Genomic DNA, 16647 nt, shown 5'->3' with positions numbered 1-16647 from the left:
CAGGCTTCAGCCATGACCACCGTGACCGAGACCAGCCGGACCGTCCGAGCGATCCCCGCCGAGGTCCTCGCCGAACTGCGCCGCCGCGACGACTCCGGGCGCACCCCCGACCCCGCCGCCACCCGGGACGGCGGCGAGCCGCTGCGCTGCTGCCTCACCCGGGCCAGGCCCGGCGAGCGGATCGTCCTGCTCTCCTACGCCCCGCTGCGGCGCTGGGCCGCGGAGACCGGCTGCGACCCCGGCGCGTACGAGGAGACCGGGCCGGTCTTCGGGCACGCCGAGCCGTGCCCGGGGCCGGAAACCCCGGGTGGCTGGCCGGCCGGCTTCCACGGCGGGCAGCGGGTGCTGCGGGCGTACTCCGGGGCTGGCCGGATCCTTCGCGGGGTGCTCGGCGAGCCCGCGGAACTGCCGCGGCTGGCAGGCGAGTTGCTGGCCGACCCGGAGGTCGCGGTGGTGCACGTGCGAGCCGTGGAGTTCGGCTGCTTCATGCACGAGGTGCGCCGGGCCGGCTGACGGTCACCCGGCGGGCTTGGCGTAGTCCACGAAGCCCTGCCAGTCGATCACCACGCACGGCACGTCGCCGAGCACCCAGGCGTCGTGCCCGGGCGGGCAGATCATCAGGTCGCCGGCGCCGAACTCCTCGGCCTGGCCGTCGTCCATCTCGATCCGCATCCGACCGGAGAGCACGTAACCGACGTGCGAGGCCTGGCAGCTCGCCGTGCCCGCGATCGGCCCCACGTGCTTGGACCACTGCCAGCCCGGTTCGAAGACCGCGCGGCCCACGCCGCCGGCCGCCACGTTGACCAGTGCCAGCTGGCCCTTCCCGTCCTGGAACGGGCGGACCTCCTCCGGCTCGTCCAGACTCATCCGCACCAACCCGGCCATCTCGCCGTCACCTCCGACTCGGGTGAACCCGCGCCCGACCGCCCGGAGGGCGCCGGGGCGCGGCTGACCCTTCCATCGTCGGCAGCCCGCCGGGCCACCGCGACGCGAGGCGGTCACCTCGCGGCGGGCGCGCGGCCCGCCGCGGGGTGATGGTGCGTCAGGAGGCGGCGGCGGCGAGCCGGCCGGCCTCGGCCAGCAGGGTGCGCAGCGGGGCGGTGTCCGGGGTGGCCGCGGTGGCGGCGTCCAGCGCGGCGGGCAGCCGCTCGCCGGTGTCACCGGGCAGGACCAGGGCGGCCGGGCGGCTCCAGGACAGCTCCCAGTGGGCCAGCCGCTGCGAGGTGAGGGCGAGCACGGTGAGCGACTCCAGCGCGCGGCGCACGGCGGCGCGGCGCAGGTCCAGGGCGGCCTGGCCGGTGGCGGTGGCGGCCTCCGCGCTCTTCGGCAGGCGCTCGGCGAGCTCGCCGCCGCGGCCGGCGTCCAGCGCGTCCAGCATCGCCTCGACGGTGCCGTGCAGGCCGCTCTCGGTGAGGGCGCGCAGCACCGGCTGGGCGCCCTCACGGGCGTCGGCCAGCAGGGTCTCGTGCACCAGCTCGGGCCACTCCACCCGGCGCTTGGTGGCGGCCTCCGGGACCAGCGAGACGGCCTCCAGCTCGGCGAGCAGGCGCTCCGCGTCGCGCAGCAGGCCGAGCGCGGGACGGTCGGCGCCGAGGCCCGGCAGGCCCGGGGAGTCCGGCAGCGCCTCGACGGCGGCGACCCGCTGACGGATCGGCGGGTGCGAGTCGTACGGGTCGGCCTGCTCCTCGGGGAGGTCCAGGCCCAGCGCGGCGAGCTCCTCGCGGCGCTTCGGGTCGGCCAGCAGGTGGGCGAGGCCGCCGTAGACCTGGCCGGGCGGGGGCAGCAGGCCGGCCTTCCAGCCCATGGTGGCGTAGCGGTCGAGGTAGAAGCTCTGCGCGGCGTCCAGCGCGGGCAGGCGGCGCAGGGCGGCGGCGGTGGCGTCGCGGCCGGCCACGGTGGCGGCGAGCCGGTCGGCGGCCAGCTCCTGGCGACGGCTGATCGACTCGGAGACCCGGAAGTACAGCTTGGCGTACTGGGTGAACAGCATGGCGAGGACCCGCTCGACGCCGCCGTCGCCCGGGTCCTCGGCCTTGGCCTTGCGGCCCTTGGCGAGGCGGTAGGCGTTGTCGTCGGCGATCTCGGCCTCCCGGCCGGCCCGGTGCAGGTCGGCGCGGTGGTGCAGGGTCGCGATGGTGTGGCCGATCGCGGTGCGGCCGGCCACGGTGACGCCGGCCAGCCGGACGTCGTTGTTGGCGTAGTGGCCGAACTCGTGGGCGAGCACCGAGTCCAGCTCGGCCTCGGTCAGGCCGAGCAGCAGCGGGGCGCCGAGCACCAGGTGGCGCGGGCCGGGGACCAGGCCGAGCAGCCGGGTCTCCTCGTACACGCCGGCGTTGACCGCCGGCACCAGGCGGATCCCGGCGGGGCCGCGGACGCCGGTGGCCTCGGCGATCCGGTCCACCCGGGCCCACAGCTCCGGCTGGTCCGCGCGGGTCAGCGGCAGGCCGCCGCCGTGGTCGCCGCGCGGACGGCGGGTCAGGAAGACCACCCGCAGCACCGGGTAGGCGATGGCGGCGGAGAGCAGCCACAGCTTGACCATCCCGCCGTGCAGGCGGTCGGACTCGACCACCAGCTCGACGTTCGCCCAGACCAGCCCGACGACGATGGCCGCCGCGAGCAGGTAGAAGCCGGCCAGCAGCGAGACCGCGAGCAGCGCCCGCGTGGACGTCCGCATGCCGGTGCGCCCGGTGGTCATTGTGCGCCCCCGAATGGGTGTCGATCATGTGTGCGGGGGCAGATGGTACCGGTACGGACACAGATTTTGCGAGGCCTTTGGGATCCGCTCCGGCCTGCGGTGACGCGGTCCGACGGCACGTCACGTCGCACCGCCCGTACGGCCGTACCGCACTAGGCTCGGGAGTATGACCGAGCACCAGCTTTCCCAGGGCTTCGAGACCCTTGCCATCCACGCGGGTCAGGAAGCGGACCCCCAGACCGGGGCCGTCGTCACGCCGATCTACCAGGTGTCCACCTACAAGCAGGACGGGGTGGGCGGGCTGCGGGGCGGCTACGAGTACAGCCGCTCCGCCAACCCGACCCGCACCGCGCTGGAGGAGTGCCTGGCGGCGATCGAGGGCGGCGCCCGCGGCCTGGCGTTCGCCTCCGGCCTGGCCGCCGAGGACACCCTGCTGCGCACCATCCTCAAGCCGGGCGACCACATCGTGATCCCCAACGACGCCTACGGCGGCACCTTCCGGCTGTTCGCCAAGGTGCTGACCCGATGGGGCGTCGAGTTCTCCGTCGCCGACACCCACCACCCGGAGAAGGTGCGCGAGGCGATCCGCCCGACCACCCGCGCGGTGTGGGTGGAGACCCCGTCCAACCCGCTGCTCGGCATCACCGACCTGGCCGCGGTCGCCGAGATCGCGCACGCCGCCGGCGCGCTGCTGGTGGTCGACAACACCTTCGCCAGCCCCTACCTGCAGCAGCCGATCTCCTTCGGCGCGGACGTCGTGGTGCACTCCACCACCAAGTACATGGGCGGGCACTCGGACGTGGTCGGCGGCGCCCTGGTGGTCGCCGACGCGGGCCTGGCGGAGGAGGTGGCCTACCACCAGAACGCGATGGGCGCGGTGTCCGGCCCGTTCGACGCCTGGCTGGTGCTGCGCGGCATCAAGACCCTCGGCGTGCGGATGGACCGGCACTCGGAGAACGCCGCCAAGGTCGCCGAACTGCTCAGCGGGCACCCGAAGGTGACCCAGGTGCTCTACCCGGGCCTGCCCGGCCACCCCGGCCACGACGTCGCCGCCAAGCAGATGAAGGCCTTCGGTGGCATGGTCTCGTTCCGGGTGGCCGGCGGCGAGGAGGCCGCGGTCGCGGTGTGCAACCGCGCGCAGCTGTTCACCCTCGGCGAGTCGCTGGGCGGCGTCGAGTCGCTGATCGAGCACCCCGGCCGGATGACCCACGCCTCCGCGGCGGGCTCCCCGCTGGAGGTGCCGGCCGACCTGGTGCGCGTCTCGGTCGGCATCGAGTCCGCCGACGACCTGCTGGCCGACCTGACGCAGGCCCTCGGCTGACGATCCGTCACCGGTTCAACGGCGGCCCAGCAGGCCGTCGTTGAACCGGCCCAGCAGCACGCAGAACAGCGCCCGCTCCTGCGGCGTCCAGGCCTCGGTCAGCTCGGCGATCACCTGCCGGCGGCGCTCCCGCACCTGGGCGAGCCGCAGCGCCCCGAGCGGGGTCAGCGCGAGCCGCGCCGCCCGCCGGTCCGCCGGGTACGGCACCCGGGCCAGCAGCCGCTCGGCGAGCAGCGGCGCGGCCTGCCGGGTCACCGTGGAGGAGTCCACGCCGAGCGCCTCGGCCAGCGCCTTCACGTTGGCGGGCCCGCCGGAGAGCTGGTCCAGCAGCAGGAACGCCGCCCGGTCGAGCTCCTCGTCGGCGCAGATCCGCCGGGCGAACACCGCGACCTGGTAGGGGAGTTGACGATCGGCGTCGAGCGTGGGGTCGAAGTCGGGAACGTCGGACTGGGGGAAGGTCATCGCGGCTCACGGGGGTGGGGGCGACTCGTGCCCAGCAGCGTACGCGCGCCGGGCGGGCACGGGAACCTTGCGCGCCGAGGGCGCGTCCGACGGGAATCGTCGGACGCACCCTAGGCTTGCCGCCATGCAGAGTTGGCCGATCACCGTCGACGACGTGCGGGGCGCGCAGAAGATGCTGGCCGGGGTGGCCCGGGTGACGCCGATGCAGACCAGTCGGCACCTGTCCGGGGTGGCCGGCACGCCCGTCCACCTGAAGTGCGAGAACCTGCAGCGCACCGGGTCGTTCAAGCTGCGCGGGGCGTACGTGCGGATCGCCGGGCTCAGCCCGGTGGAGCGGGCCGCCGGAGTGGTCGCCGCCTCCGCGGGCAACCACGCGCAGGGGGTGGCGCTGGCCGCCGCGCTGCTCGGGGTGCATTCCACCGTCTTCATGCCGGTCGCCGCGCCGCTGCCGAAGGTCGCCGCCACCCGCGAGTACGGCGCCGAGGTGCGGCTGCACGGCGCCAACGTCGACGAGGCGCTGCGCGCCGCCCAGCACTACGCGGAGGCGACCGGCGCGGTCTTCATCCACCCCTTCGACCACTGGGACGTGATCACCGGTCAGGCCACCGTCGGCCTGGAGGTGCTGGAGCAGTGCCCCGAGGTGCGCACCGTGCTGGTCGGCACCGGCGGCGGCGGGCTGCTGGCCGGGATCGCGGTGGCGATGAAGTCGCTGCGCCCGGACGTGAAGGTGATCGGCGTGCAGGCGGCGGCCGCGGCGGCGTACCCGCTGTCGCTGGCGGCGGGCCGGCCGGTGGGGCTGGAACGGTTCGCCACCATGGCGGACGGGATCATGGTGGGCCGTCCGGGCGACATCCCGTTCGAGGTGGTCAACACCCTCGCGGACGGGGTGCGCACGGTCTCCGAGGACGCGCTGTCGAGGGCCCTGCTGGTCGGGCTGGAGCGGCTGAAGCTGGTGGTCGAGCCGGCCGGCGCGGCGCCGATCGCCGCGCTGCTGGAGGAACCGGGCGCCTTCGAGGGCCCGGTGGTCGCGGTGCTGTCCGGCGGCAACATCGACCCGCAGCTGATGCAGCGGGTGCTCCGGCACGGCCTCGCCGCGGCCGGCCGCTACCTCTCGCTGCGGGTCCGACTCGCCGACAAGCCGGGCGCGTTGGCCGACCTGCTGGGCGTGCTGACCCGGGTCGACGCCAACGTGCTGGACGTCGCGCACGTGCGGATCGACCCGCGTCTGGGCCTCGCCGAGGTCGAGGTGGACCTGCACCTGGAGACCAAGGGCCCGGAGCACTGCGCCGCCGTGATCGGCGAGCTCCGTGAGGCCGGGTACGTGGTCAGCCGCTGACTCCGGGCGGCCGTTGGGGCTCCTGAGACGCGCGTCACCTGGGAGGTTGACGCGATATATCGCGAGTGGCAGCATCTTGCGATGTATCGCGAGCTTCGCCGCGAGCGGACTCGGGTAGCACAAAGTGGATGTTTCCCACCCAAACCGACCCATCAGGAGATGAGGCAGGCCCATGGCGTCAGCCATCGAAGCCGAGAACCTGGTCAAGACCTTCGGCGACGTCCGCGCACTCGACGGCGTGAGCCTGGACGTGCCCGAAGGCACCGTGCTCGGGCTGCTCGGCCCCAACGGCGCCGGCAAGACCACCACCGTCCGGGTGCTGACCACGCTGCTCCAGCCGGACTCCGGCCGCGCCACGGTGGCCGGCGTGGACGTCCTCAAGCACCCCAACCAGGTCCGCAGCCTGATCGGGCTGTCCGGCCAGTACGCCGCGGTCGACGAGTACCTCACCGGCCGGGAGAACCTCCAGATGGTCGGCGAGCTCTACCAGATGTCCGCCCGCGACGCGAAGCGGCGGGCGCTGGAGCTCCTCGAGTGGTTCAACCTCGGCGAGGCCATGGACCGGCCCGCCAAGACCTACTCCGGCGGCATGCGCCGTCGCCTCGACCTGGCCGCCGCCCTGGTGGTCCGCCCGCCGGTGATGTTCCTCGACGAGCCCACCACCGGGCTCGACCCGCGCAACCGGCTCGCCCTCTGGGAGGTCATCGAGACCCTGGTCGAGCAGGGCACCACCCTGCTGCTCACCACCCAGTACCTGGAGGAGGCCGACCGCCTCGCCCACGACATCGCGGTGGTCGACCACGGCAAGGTGATCGCCCGCGGCACCGCCGACGAGCTCAAGGCGCAGATCGGCGGCGAGCGGATCGAGGTCGTCGTCCACCAGGCCGACCTGGTCCCCGAGGCGATCGCCGCGCTCACCCCGTACGCCAAGGGCGACCCGACGGTGGAGAAGAACACCCGCCGGATCACCATCCCGGTCAGCGGCGGCGCCAAGGTGCTCGCCGACGTCATCCGCGAACTGGACGCCCGCTCCATCGAGATCGACGACATCGGACTGCGCCGCCCGACCCTGGACGACGTCTTCCTCTCGCTCACCGGGCACGTCACCGAGGACGAGGAGAACGACGAGGACCAGGGCGCCCGCCAGGGCAAGAAGGGCCGCCGCCAGGGGAAGGACGCCTGAGATGACCACCGCACTGCCCGACGCGGCGATCGGCCCCGCCCCGATCACCACCCGCCGCGGCATCTCCGCCACCGCGCACGACTCCTGGGTGGTCGCCAAGCGCAACCTGCGCCGGATGACCCGGATCCCCGAGATCGTGGTCTTCGGCCTGATGCAGCCCGTCATGTTCGTGCTGCTGTTCTCGTACGTGATGGGCGGCGCGATCGCCATCCCCGGCGCCGCGCCCAGCCACGACACCTACATCGAGTTCCTGATGGCGGGCATCTTCGCCCAGACCGTCACCTTCGCGGTGGCCGGCGCCTCGGCCGGCATCGCGGAGGACATGACCAAGGGCCTGGTCGACCGCTTCCGCTCGCTGCCGATGGCCCGCGCCGCGGTGCTCACCGGCCGCACCCTCGCCGACCTGGTGCAGACCGCGATCACGGTGGTGGTGCTCGCCCTGGTCGCCCTGCTGGTCGGCTGGCGGGTCCACGACGGCGTGCTCAACATGCTGGCCGCGTTCGCCCTGCTGCTGCTGCTCGGCTACGCCTTCTCCTGGATCGGCGCGCTGATCGGCCTCTCGGTGCGCAGCCCCGAGGCCGCGACCTCGGCCGGCCTGATCTGGCTCTTCCCGCTGACCTTCATCTCCAACGCCTTCGTCCCGGTCAGCTCGATGCCGGGCTGGCTGCAGCCGATCGCCTACTGGAACCCGTTCAGCGCCACCGTGCAGGCCTGCCGCAGCCTCTTCGGCAACCAGATCGGCCCGGTGCCGGACGCCTGGCCGATGCAGCACGCCGCGCTGGTGTCGGTGCTGTGGTCGGTGGTCATCACGGCGGTCTTCTCGTGGCTGTCGGTGCGCAAGTACCGCTCCGCGGTCGGATAACCGGGGCCGCTCCGCGGTCGGACAGCCGGGGCCGCTCCGCGGTGGGGTGACGCCTCGCCAGTGACGTACGAAACGGACGGCCGCTCCCCCCACCCGGGGGAGCGGCCGTCCGTTCGTGTCCGGGGTGCTCAGCCGGAGTACGGCTTGGCGTCGACGATCTTCACGCCGGCCTTCTTGCCGTTCGGCAGCTCGTACTGGGCGTCCTCGCCGACCGACCGGCCGATGATCGCCTTGCCCAGCGGGGACTGCGGCGAGTAGACGTCGATGTCGCCGTCGGTCACCTCGCGGGAGGCGAGCAGGAACTCCATCGTGTCGTCGAGGTCGCCGTCGAACGCGACCTTGACCAGCATGCCGGGGGCCACCACGCCGGAGTCGGCGGGGGCCTCGCCGACCTTCGCCCGCTCCAGCAGCTGGGTCAGCTGGCGGATGCGCGCCTCGGTCTTGCCCTGCTCGTCCTTGGCCGCGTGGTAGCCGGCGTTCTCCTTGAGATCGCCCTCCTCGCGGGCCGCCTCGATCTTCTGGGCGATCTCGATGCGCCAGGGCCCGGTCAGGTGGTCAAGCTCGGCCTTGAGCTTGTTGTAGTGGTCCTGAGTGAGCCAGGTCACGTCATCGTTGGTCTGGGTCACAGGGTGCTCCTCGTCGGTGCTGGCGCTGCTGCGGGGTGGTGTCGTCAGCAGTGGTCGTTTTTCTGGCAGATGCAAAGCAACGCCCGCTCCCGGGCCTCTGGCGCGGAAGGGGCGAAACCACGAGCCTAACAAGTTCCCGGCGCGGACGGGAGGGCCATCAGGGGACGACCGGTCCGTCCCTTCGACTATGCGTCCGAACGAGTGAGTCGGGCAACGGAGCGCGCGGGGGTGAACCGGCTCAGTGCCGGTCGGGGGTGCAGCCCAGCAGCTCGGCGGTGGTGCCGCGGGCGGTGGTCCGCAGCGTGACCACCTGGACGTAGCTGGTGCCGGCCGTCGGGACGGGGAAGTCCGACTGGCCGACCACCGCGCCGTCGGCGCCCTGCGAGCGGACCGTGCACACCCCGCCGGTGCCCTCGCTCTTGCGGACCGACAGCTGCAGCTGGACCTCGCCGTCGGAGACCGTCTGGAAGGTCGGCACCGTGCCGTTCATCGTGGTCTCGCGCATCAGGTACGAGCCGCCCAGCCAGCCGATCAGCCCGAGGAACAGCACCCCGCACACCACCGCGGCGACCCGCAGCCTGCGGTCGGCGGCCCGGTCGTCGTCACCGCGGCCGTAGCGGCCGGCCGGCACGGCGGGCTGCCGGGCGGGCGCGGTGCTCGCGGGCGTAGGGGGGTGGTCCATGGGGCGCCGGTCCTTTCGATGAGGGCCTCCACCCCTAGGTCGACCCCTAGTGGGAATGGACGCGCCCTCCAGTCCGTCACTATAGGAGGGGCACGTCCGCGCCAGAGGCGGCGGGGGAGCCGCCCCGACGAGCCGGACATACCTGGAAGGGAACCAGGCGTTGAGCGAGCAGTTGCGGTTGATGGCGGTACACGCGCACCCGGACGACGAGTCCAGCAAGGGCGCCGCCACCATGGCCATGTACGTGTCCGAGGGGGTGGAGGTGCTGGTCGCCACCTGTACCGGTGGCGAGCGCGGATCGATCCTGAACCCGAAGCTCCAGGGCGACCCGTGGATCGAGGAGAACATCCACGAGGTGCGCCGCAAGGAGATGGACGCCGCGCGGGAGATCCTCGGCGTCCAGCAGGCGTGGCTGGGCTACGTCGACTCCGGTCTGCCGGAGGGCGACCCGCTGCCCCCGCTGCCCGAGGGCTGCTTCGCCCTCGAGGAGGTGGAGGTCGCCGCGGGCGCGCTGGTGAAGCTGATCCGCGAGTTCCGCCCGCACGTGATCACCACGTACGACGAGAACGGCGGCTACCCGCACCCCGACCACATCATGACCCACAAGATCTCCATGGCGGCGTTCGACGCCGCGGGCGATCCCGAGGCGTACCCGGAGGCCGGCGAGCCCTGGCAGCCGCAGAAGCTGTACTACAACCACGGCTTCCCGATGGGCCGGATCCGCGCCCTGCACGCGTACCTCACCGAGCACGGCCACGAGTCCCCCTACGGCGAGTGGATCGCCGGCTGGGAGAAGTCCGGCCGCGCCGAGCGGGAGATCACCACCCGGGTGAAGTGCGACGACTGGTTCGAGATCCGGGACAAGGCGCTGATCGCGCACGCGACCCAGATCGACCCCGACGGCCCGTGGTTCCGCGTCCCGATCGACGTCCAGCGCGACGTCTGGCCGACCGAGGACTACGAACTCGCCAAGTCCCACATCGAGACCGACCTCCCCGAGGACGACCTGTTCGCGGGCCTGCGCAAGTAACTCCGTACCACCCCCCGGTGACCCGGCCCGCGTAGGGTCGGGTCACCATGGACGAATGAGCACCCCCGTGAACGTCACCCGGCTCGCCGCCGACCTCGCCCTCGACGAGACCAAGGTCACCCCCGGCCTGCTCGGCTTCGTCGTCTTCGCCGCTCTCGGCATCGCCACCTGGTTCCTGCTGAAGTCGATGAACGCCCGCTTCAAGAAGATCGACTTCGTCGAGCAGCCGGACCGCGAGGACGACTGACCCATCGGTCATTCCGGTGCCGTGCGCGGGCAGGCTGAGATACTGCGCGCATGGTGAACCGTCTGGCCGATGCCACGTCCCCCTATCTGTTGCAGCACGCCGACAACCCCGTCGACTGGTGGCCGTGGGGGGAGGAGGCGTTCGCGGAGGCGCGGCGGCGGGGGGTGCCGGTGCTGCTGAGCGTGGGGTACGCGGCGTGCCACTGGTGCCACGTGATGGCGCACGAGTCCTTCGAGGACGAGGCGACCGCGGGGGTGCTGAACGAGCGGTTCGTGGCGGTGAAGGTCGACCGCGAGGAGCGGCCGGACGTCGACGCGGTGTACATGGAGGCGGTGCAGGCGGCCACCGGGCAGGGCGGGTGGCCGATGACGGTGTTCCTGACGCCCGAGAAGGAGCCGTTCTACTTCGGGACGTACTTCCCGCCCGAGCCGCGGCACGGGATGCCGTCCTTCCGGCAGGTGCTGGAGGGGGTGCACACGGCGTGGGAGACGCGCCGGGGCGAGGTCGACCAGGTCGCGGGCCGGATCTCCAGGGACCTGGCAGAACGGGCGTCGGTGTACGCGGTGGGCAGCGGCGTCGCGTCGCTCCCGGGCGAGGGTGAACTGCACCGGGCGGTCACCGAGTTGACGCGTTCGTTCGACGAGCGGCGGGGCGGTTTCGGCGGCGCCCCGAAGTTCCCGCCGTCGATGGTGCTGGAGTTCCTGCTGCGCCACCACGCGCGGACCGGCTCCGAGGCGGCGCTGCAGATGGTGCAGCGGACCTGCGAGGCGATGGCCCGCGGCGGCATCTACGACCAGCTCGGCGGCGGCTTCGCCCGCTACGCGGTGGACGCCACCTGGACCGTGCCGCACTTCGAGAAGATGTGTTACGACAACGCGCTGCTGCTGCGGGTGTACCTGCACCTGTGGCGGGCCACCGGCGAGCCGTGGGCACGCCGGATCGCGCTGGAGACCGCCGACTTCCTGCTGCGCGAACTGCGCACCCCCGAGGGCGGGTTCGCCTCCGCGCTGGACGCCGACTCGCTGGACGAGGCGACCGGACGGACCGCCGAGGGCGCGTTCTACGCCTGGACGCCGGAGCAGCTCGCGGCCGTCCTCGGCCCCGAGGACGCCGCCCGCGCGGTGGAACTCTTCGACGTCACCGGCACCTTCGAGCACGGCACCTCGGTGCTGCAACTCCCGCGCGACCCCGAGGACGTGACGGACTACCAGGAGATCCGCGGCAAGCTGTTCGCGGCCCGCTCCCGGCGGCCCGCGCCCGCCCGGGACGACAAGGTGGTCGCCGCCTGGAACGGCCTGGCGATCGCCGCGCTCGCCGAGGCCGGCGCGCTGCTGGAGCGCCCCGACCTGGTGGAGGCCGCCGAACGCGCCGCCGACCTGCTGATCGCCGTCCACCTCACCCCCGAGGGCCGACTGCTGCGCACGTCCCGGGACGGCAAGCCGGGCGCCAACGCCGGGGTGCTGGAGGACTACGCCGACACCGCCGAGGGCTTCCTCGCGCTGTACGCCGTCGGCGGCGACCCGGCCTGGCTGCAACTCGCCGGGGAACTCCTCGACCTGGTGCTGCTGCACTTCGCCGACCCCGAGTCCGGCGCGCTGTACGACACCGCCGACGACGCGGAGGAGCTGATCCGCCGCCCCCAGGACCCCACCGACAACGCCGCCCCGTCCGGCTGGAGCGCCGCCGCCGGCGCGCTGCTCACGTACGCCGCGTACACCGGCTCCGCCCGCCACCGCACCGCCGCGGAGCGGGCGCTCGGCATCGTCTCGACCCTCGGCCCGCGCGCGCCGCGCTTCACCGGCTGGGGTCTCGCGGTCGCCGAGGCGCTGCTCGACGGTCCGCGCGAGGTCGCCGTGGTCGGCCCGGCCGGTGACCCCGGCCGCGCCGCGCTGCACCGCGCCGCCCTGCTCACCACCGCCCCCGGCGCGGTGGTCGCGGTCGGCGAACCGGGCGACACCGAGGTGCCGCTGCTCGCCGACCGGCCGCTGCTCGACGGCCGCGCCGCCGCGTACGTCTGCCGGCACTTCGTCTGCGAGCGTCCCACCGCCGAGGTCGCGGAGCTGGAACGGCGGCTGCGGGACTGACCGAACCGGTGGCCCGCCGGGCGGACGGCGGGAGAGGATGCGGCATGGGTTGGACACTGACGACTTCGCTGGACGAATTCCAGGCCGCGGCAGGCGAGTTCCTGACCGCCGCACCCGTCGAGAACACCGTGCTGCTCACCCTCCTCGACCGCCTGCGACGGGACGGCCCGCAGGTCTACGGACCCGAGGCGCCGCGGTACGGCTGGTGGCGGGCCGCGGACGGTGCGGTCGCCGGAGCCACGCTGCGCACCCCGCCGTTCGGGCAGCGCCTCGGCCGGCTGCCGGTGGCCGCCGCCGAGGAGCTGGCCGGGCGGCTGGCCGAGGCCGGGGAGAAGCCCTCCGGGGTCGGCGGCGAACGGGCGGCGGCGCTGGCCTTCGCCGCCGCCTGGGCCCGGCACACCGGCGCCGCGTGGGAGCTGCGGGCCGGCGAACGGCTGTACCGGCTGGCCGAGTTGACCCCGCCCGCCGCCCCGCCGGGCGGCCGCGCCCGGCTCGCCCGGCCCGCCGACCGCGCGCTGCTCGCGCACTGGCTGCGGGCGTTCTGCGACGAGGCCGGGGTGTCGATGCCGGTGGACCTCGCCGCCGACGCCGACCGGCGGATCGCGGCCGGCACCCTGCTGGTGTGGGAGGACGCGGAGCACGTCACCGCGATGGCCGGCGTCAGCCCCGTCCTCGCCGGGATGTCCCGGATCGGCCCCGTCTACACCCCCGCCGACCGGCGCGGACGCGGCTACGCCAGCGCGCTGACCGCGGCCGGCTCGGCCCACGCGCAGGCCGCGGGCGCACACGAGGTGCTGCTGTACACGGACCTGTCCAACCCGGTCAGCAACGCGATCTACCAGCGCATCGGCTACCGCCCGGTCGGCGACTCCGCGGAGATCGAGTTCCGCTGACGCCGGCCGCACCCCTGGCCGTCCCCCCGGCCGTCCCCCCGGCCGCACCCCCGGTCGGATCGCCGCGTGGTCACTCCCAGTCCCAGCGCAGGCCCAGGATGCAGGGCGGCAGGTCGCTGGCGACGAGGTGCGCGCAGTGGTGGCCGTCGAGGGTCAACTCCTCGGTCTCCAGCGGGGACTGGCCCGGGGTGCGGAGGGTGACCCGGTCGCAGCGGACCGGCAGGGCGGCGGGGTCGAAGGTGACCTGGAGGACGTACTGGCCGGCGCCCGCGTTGAAGCCGCGGACGTACTCGCGGCTGGGCTGGGTGGCCGGCGACTCGTCGAAGCCGTAGCCGAGCAGGTGGGTGTCGCCGGTGCGCAGCCGGCGGTCGAGGAGGAGTTCGGCGACCAGCAGGTGCGCCGCGGGGTCGCGGCGGATCCGGCCCGGACGGCAGTTCTCCTCGGCCCGGACCCGGACCCGGTCGATGTCGGAGCCGGGATCGCCCTGGTAGATGGCGAGGTAGCGGTCGATGCCGTCGCGGTGGGCGCGCAGCACGTGCTGGGAGTCGCGGCGCAGCAGGCGGCGGTCGGCGCCGACCCGGATCCGTTCGATGTGGGCGACGGTGTGCAGCCCGGTGTCGGGCGGGCCGGAGAGGACGGCGAGCAGGCCGTCGACGGCCTCGGCGGGGCTGATCAGGTCGCGGTACGGGCGGACGGCGGGCGCCGCCGGGTCGGGGCCCGCCCGGCGCGGGCCGAGCAGCCGGGTGAGCGAGTGCTCGGGCAGGTCGAGGACGTTCTCCAGCACCGCGACGGCCCGGAGCGACTCGGGGCGTTCGGGACGGCGGTGGCCCTGCTGCCAGTAGCTGAGGCTGGTGACGCCGACCCGCACGCCGCGCTGCGCCAGGTGCTGCTGGAGCCGGTGCAGGGCCAGGCCGCGGGCGGCGATCGCGGCCCGCAGCGCGAGGTGGAACGGCCCGGTGCGCAGGGCGAGGGCGAGCTCGGGCGGTGCGGACGGCTGCTGCATGGCCACCTCCTCGATTGACCGTGAATATTCACATCTCCGCGGCCGCTTGTCATCGGTCCGGGCGAGATCCGCGCTGCCCAGGGCGGTTCCGTTCACACGGACGGACGGCCGTTCACACCGCAACACCGGTGAAACAGACGGACGTTGACCCTCCGTCGGGCAGGCCGGATGCTCGTGCGCAGCGCGTCCGGACGCCGCCCCCACACCCACTCCTCGCCTCGCAGGAGGACACCCCCATGCCATCCACCCCGATGCGGTTGCGTCGGACGGTCGCCGCCCTGGCGCTCGGCGTGCTCGCCCCGGCGCTGAGCCTCGCCGCCACCGCCCCCGCCCAGGCCGCCCCCGCGCAGGAGGCCCCCGCCCGGACGGTCACCCCCACGGCCGTCCAGGCAGCGGCCGCCGGCCCCGCGGCGCCCGCGCTCAGCGGCACCTCGCGGATCCTCAACCTCACCATGCAGGCCCAGCAGCAGACCAACTGGTGCTGGGCGGCGAGCGGCAACACCATCGCCACCTACTACGGCTACTCCTACAGCCAGAACCAGTTCTGCAACGCCGCGTTCGGCCGCTCGATCAACTCCACCTGCCCGAACAGCCAGGCCACCCTGGGCGACGTGCAGAACGGGCTGTCCTGGATCGGGATCAACCCCGGCTCGTACGTCACCGGGTACCTGCGCTACACCACCGTGCAGGGCGAGATCGACGCCGGCCGGCCGGTGGAGACCCGGATCCAGTGGAGCTCCGGCGGCGGCCACATGAACGTGCTGTACGGCTACGACACCGGCAACAACTGGCTGTACTGGGGCGACCCGTGGCCGTCCGACTACCGCTACAACTGGGGCGACTACTGGTACTACGTGAGCAACAGCTCGTTCTCCTGGACCCACTCCCTGTACCGGATCGGCGCGTGAGGAGCCCCGTCATGAGCAACCGACTCGCCCGCGCCGCCGCCGTCCTCGCCGCGGCCACCGCGCTCGGCCTGGCCGCCGCGCCGCTCGCGCAGGCCGCCGACAGCCCGTCCGCGCCGACCGCCGCCGACCTGGCCGCGGCCCGGTCGGCCGGCCAGAGCCCCGCCGTCCTCGACCAGTTGGGGCACTTCTTCGCCCGCAAGGGCGTCCCGCCGACCCAGCCGCTGGGGCTCAGCCCCGCCGACGAGGCCGCCGCCGCGACGGCCGCCGCGCCCCGGCTGACCGGCGAGACCGTGCCGGTGTACACGCTGGACGCCGGGTTCGTGGCCGGCCGGCCCGGGGCGGAGGTCGCCACGGTGGAGTTCACCGCGACCAAGGCCGTCGCCGCGGACGGCCGGAGCGCCTCGGTGTGGACCGCCAAGTCCGGCGGGAGCTGGCGGGTGGTCAACATCGCCTCCGGCGGCGACGAGAGCGACTACGCCGCCAGGGCCGCCGCCGACGGCGGCACCGCCTTCCGCGAACCGCAGATCAACGCCTGGTACGAGTTGCGCGCCGGCCGGGTCCTGCCGCTCGACGACGCGGCCCGCCGCTCGGTGGGCGAGCACGGCCTGACCGTCGCCGGCTACCAGCACCTGGTCCAGCAGCGCTACGGCGACAAGCTGCCCGGCTCCGCCTACGACCGGTCCGGCCGGGCCGGCGGCTTCGCGACGGACGCCGGCCCGGCCGGCGCCGACCGGACCCCGCTGCTCACGGCGGGCGCCGCGCTCGGCGTCACCGCGCTGACGGGCACGGCGCTGGCCCTGCGGCGCCGCCGCAGGTAGTACGCGAACGGGCGGCGCGGCCGCCGGGGGCTCCGAGGGTACCGGTCACGGACGGTATCCCCGGAGCCCCCTGCTTCGTGTGCGGGCGGATGTGACGCGCGTAGGCCGTGCAGGCTCCGACCACTGGAGTTGATGCGATGTTGATCCCCCGTTCGCCCTCGGAGCGTGCTGGACATGTCACTCTAGGTGGGGAGTTCTCTGACGACCTGTCAGCCGGCGGGAGGTTTGCCGATGGAGTACGGAACGGCGCAGTTCTGGAGCGGTGTGGTGGCGGTGCTGGCCGCACTGGCCGTGATAGCCGGGTACCTGATCGGCGGCGCCCGGCTGGTCTGGGTGATCTCCGCGTTCGAGGTGGCCGCCGTGATGGGCTGGGTCGCCTACCGCTTCCGCGGCCGCGCCCACCAGCGGGTGGCAGGCGCAGGGCCCGACGCGGCGCACTGCGAGCGCTGCCGTCGGGCCCGGGAGCGGCTGGACGCCAAGGTCCAGCCGGTGCGGTGACC

18 protein-coding genes are annotated in these 16647 nt (G+C 73.9%); 12 read left to right on the top strand and 6 right to left on the bottom strand.

The genetic code is table 11. The features are described from left to right. Positions 1-12 precede the first annotated feature (12 nt). Complete coding sequence (locus tag AB0K51_RS08215; RefSeq protein ID WP_363451871.1) at positions 13-513, top strand: DUF1203 domain-containing protein; 501 nt, start codon at positions 13-15, stop codon at positions 511-513. A gap of 3 nt (positions 514-516) precedes the next feature. Here AB0K51_RS08215 and AB0K51_RS08210 read toward each other — a convergent pair whose 3' ends face one another. After that, positions 517-885, bottom strand: coding sequence for a cupin domain-containing protein (locus tag AB0K51_RS08210; RefSeq protein WP_363451869.1), 369 nt, complete (start codon positions 883-885; stop codon positions 517-519). 157 nt (positions 886-1042) lie between these two features. Next, positions 1043-2692 carry a M48 family metalloprotease gene (locus AB0K51_RS08205; RefSeq protein ID WP_363451867.1) on the bottom strand — a complete coding sequence of 550 codons (1650 nt, stop codon included), beginning with the start codon at positions 2690-2692 and terminating at the stop codon, positions 1043-1045. A gap of 166 nt (positions 2693-2858) precedes the next feature. On the opposite strand from AB0K51_RS08205, the gene AB0K51_RS08200 reads away from it, so the two are divergent. Then, a complete protein-coding gene (locus AB0K51_RS08200; RefSeq protein WP_363451865.1) occupies positions 2859-4013 on the top strand; it encodes a cystathionine gamma-synthase in 1155 nt (384 codons plus the stop codon). Positions 4014-4028: 15 nt separating this feature from the next. Here the strand turns inward: AB0K51_RS08200 and AB0K51_RS08195 are convergent, their stop codons facing one another. After that, a complete protein-coding gene (locus tag AB0K51_RS08195) occupies positions 4029-4475 on the bottom strand; it encodes a MarR family transcriptional regulator (protein WP_363451863.1) in 447 nt (148 codons plus the stop codon). 124 nt (positions 4476-4599) lie between these two features. On the opposite strand from AB0K51_RS08195, the gene ilvA reads away from it, so the two are divergent. From ilvA to AB0K51_RS08180, 3 genes are all read left to right on the top strand, one after another. Next, complete coding sequence (ilvA, locus tag AB0K51_RS08190; RefSeq protein ID WP_363451861.1) at positions 4600-5811, top strand: threonine ammonia-lyase; 1212 nt, start codon at positions 4600-4602, stop codon at positions 5809-5811. Positions 5812-5983: 172 nt separating this feature from the next. Beyond that, positions 5984-6994, top strand: coding sequence for an ATP-binding cassette domain-containing protein (locus AB0K51_RS08185; RefSeq protein WP_363451859.1), 1011 nt, complete (start codon positions 5984-5986; stop codon positions 6992-6994). Position 6995: 1 nt separating this feature from the next. Next, positions 6996-7856 (top strand): ABC transporter permease, encoded by an 861-nt coding sequence (locus tag AB0K51_RS08180; RefSeq protein WP_363451857.1) that lies wholly within the window; start codon positions 6996-6998, stop codon positions 7854-7856. 128 nt (positions 7857-7984) lie between these two features. Here the strand turns inward: AB0K51_RS08180 and greA are convergent, their stop codons facing one another. Next, positions 7985-8482 carry a transcription elongation factor GreA gene (gene greA / locus AB0K51_RS08175; RefSeq protein ID WP_363451855.1) on the bottom strand — a complete coding sequence of 166 codons (498 nt, stop codon included), beginning with the start codon at positions 8480-8482 and terminating at the stop codon, positions 7985-7987. A 238-nt stretch (positions 8483-8720) separates the two neighbouring features. Continuing rightward, positions 8721-9164: a DUF4307 domain-containing protein gene (locus AB0K51_RS08170; protein WP_363451853.1), complete on the bottom strand. Its 444-nt coding sequence runs from the start codon at positions 9162-9164 to the stop codon at positions 8721-8723. 160 nt (positions 9165-9324) lie between these two features. Between AB0K51_RS08170 and mca the strand changes: the two genes are divergently transcribed. From mca to AB0K51_RS08150, 4 genes are read left to right on the top strand one after another with little or no spacing between them, the layout of a single operon-like run. Further along, positions 9325-10194, top strand: a complete 870-nt coding sequence (mca, locus tag AB0K51_RS08165) for a mycothiol conjugate amidase Mca (protein ID WP_363451851.1) — start codon at positions 9325-9327, stop codon at positions 10192-10194. 55 nt (positions 10195-10249) lie between these two features. Next, positions 10250-10441, top strand: a complete 192-nt coding sequence (locus tag AB0K51_RS08160) for a hypothetical protein (protein ID WP_363451849.1) — start codon at positions 10250-10252, stop codon at positions 10439-10441. Between the two features lie 50 nt (positions 10442-10491). Further along, positions 10492-12525, top strand: coding sequence for a thioredoxin domain-containing protein (locus AB0K51_RS08155; protein WP_363451847.1), 2034 nt, complete (start codon positions 10492-10494; stop codon positions 12523-12525). Positions 12526-12569: 44 nt separating this feature from the next. Then, positions 12570-13418 carry a GNAT family N-acetyltransferase gene (locus tag AB0K51_RS08150; protein ID WP_363451845.1) on the top strand — a complete coding sequence of 283 codons (849 nt, stop codon included), beginning with the start codon at positions 12570-12572 and terminating at the stop codon, positions 13416-13418. A gap of 70 nt (positions 13419-13488) precedes the next feature. On the opposite strand, the gene AB0K51_RS08145 is transcribed toward AB0K51_RS08150, so the two are convergent. After that, on the bottom strand, positions 13489-14421 hold the full coding sequence (locus tag AB0K51_RS08145; protein ID WP_363451843.1) for a hypothetical protein: 933 nt from the start codon (positions 14419-14421) through the stop codon (positions 13489-13491). A 236-nt stretch (positions 14422-14657) separates the two neighbouring features. On the opposite strand from AB0K51_RS08145, the gene AB0K51_RS08140 reads away from it, so the two are divergent. The 3 genes from AB0K51_RS08140 (at position 14658) to AB0K51_RS08130 (ending at position 16645) form a co-directional block, all read left to right on the top strand. After that, entirely contained in the window at positions 14658-15329 is a 672-nt protein-coding gene (locus AB0K51_RS08140; RefSeq protein ID WP_363451841.1) for a papain-like cysteine protease family protein, read from the top strand. 11 nt (positions 15330-15340) lie between these two features. Then, positions 15341-16147: a hypothetical protein gene (locus AB0K51_RS08135; protein ID WP_363451839.1), complete on the top strand. Its 807-nt coding sequence runs from the start codon at positions 15341-15343 to the stop codon at positions 16145-16147. A gap of 231 nt (positions 16148-16378) precedes the next feature. Continuing rightward, the gene (locus tag AB0K51_RS08130; protein ID WP_363451837.1) at positions 16379-16645 is read left to right on the top strand and encodes a hypothetical protein; all 267 of its coding nucleotides are present in this window, start codon (positions 16379-16381) and stop codon (positions 16643-16645) included. The last annotated feature ends 2 nt before the right edge of the window (positions 16646-16647 follow it).

Source organism: Kitasatospora sp. NPDC049285, assembly GCF_040678815.1.
Taxonomy (GTDB): Bacteria; Actinomycetota; Actinomycetes; order Streptomycetales; family Streptomycetaceae; genus Kitasatospora.
The sequence above is the reverse complement of the archived record's forward strand: the minus strand, read 5'-3'. Positions and strand labels throughout refer to the sequence as shown.

Bases quoted from the DNA above. Each gene is read 5' to 3' on its own strand.
- AB0K51_RS08215 (WP_363451871.1), top strand. From the start codon at position 13: ATGACCACCGTGACCGAGACCAGCCGGACCGTCCGAGCGATCCCCGCC.
- AB0K51_RS08210 (WP_363451869.1), bottom strand. From the start codon at position 885: ATGGCCGGGTTGGTGCGGATGAGTCTGGACGAGCCGGAGGAGGTCCGC.
- AB0K51_RS08205 (WP_363451867.1), bottom strand. From the start codon at position 2,692: ATGACCACCGGGCGCACCGGCATGCGGACGTCCACGCGGGCGCTGCTC.
- AB0K51_RS08200 (WP_363451865.1), top strand. From the start codon at position 2,859: ATGACCGAGCACCAGCTTTCCCAGGGCTTCGAGACCCTTGCCATCCAC.
- AB0K51_RS08195 (WP_363451863.1), bottom strand. From the start codon at position 4,475: ATGACCTTCCCCCAGTCCGACGTTCCCGACTTCGACCCCACGCTCGAC.
- ilvA (WP_363451861.1), top strand. From the start codon at position 4,600: ATGCAGAGTTGGCCGATCACCGTCGACGACGTGCGGGGCGCGCAGAAG.
- AB0K51_RS08185 (WP_363451859.1), top strand. From the start codon at position 5,984: ATGGCGTCAGCCATCGAAGCCGAGAACCTGGTCAAGACCTTCGGCGAC.
- AB0K51_RS08180 (WP_363451857.1), top strand. From the start codon at position 6,996: ATGACCACCGCACTGCCCGACGCGGCGATCGGCCCCGCCCCGATCACC.
- AB0K51_RS08170 (WP_363451853.1), bottom strand. From the start codon at position 9,164: ATGGACCACCCCCCTACGCCCGCGAGCACCGCGCCCGCCCGGCAGCCC.
- AB0K51_RS08160 (WP_363451849.1), top strand. From the start codon at position 10,250: ATGAGCACCCCCGTGAACGTCACCCGGCTCGCCGCCGACCTCGCCCTC.
- AB0K51_RS08155 (WP_363451847.1), top strand. From the start codon at position 10,492: ATGGTGAACCGTCTGGCCGATGCCACGTCCCCCTATCTGTTGCAGCAC.
- AB0K51_RS08150 (WP_363451845.1), top strand. From the start codon at position 12,570: ATGGGTTGGACACTGACGACTTCGCTGGACGAATTCCAGGCCGCGGCA.
- AB0K51_RS08145 (WP_363451843.1), bottom strand. From the start codon at position 14,421: ATGCAGCAGCCGTCCGCACCGCCCGAGCTCGCCCTCGCCCTGCGCACC.
- AB0K51_RS08140 (WP_363451841.1), top strand. From the start codon at position 14,658: ATGCCATCCACCCCGATGCGGTTGCGTCGGACGGTCGCCGCCCTGGCG.
- AB0K51_RS08135 (WP_363451839.1), top strand. From the start codon at position 15,341: ATGAGCAACCGACTCGCCCGCGCCGCCGCCGTCCTCGCCGCGGCCACC.
- AB0K51_RS08130 (WP_363451837.1), top strand. From the start codon at position 16,379: ATGGAGTACGGAACGGCGCAGTTCTGGAGCGGTGTGGTGGCGGTGCTG.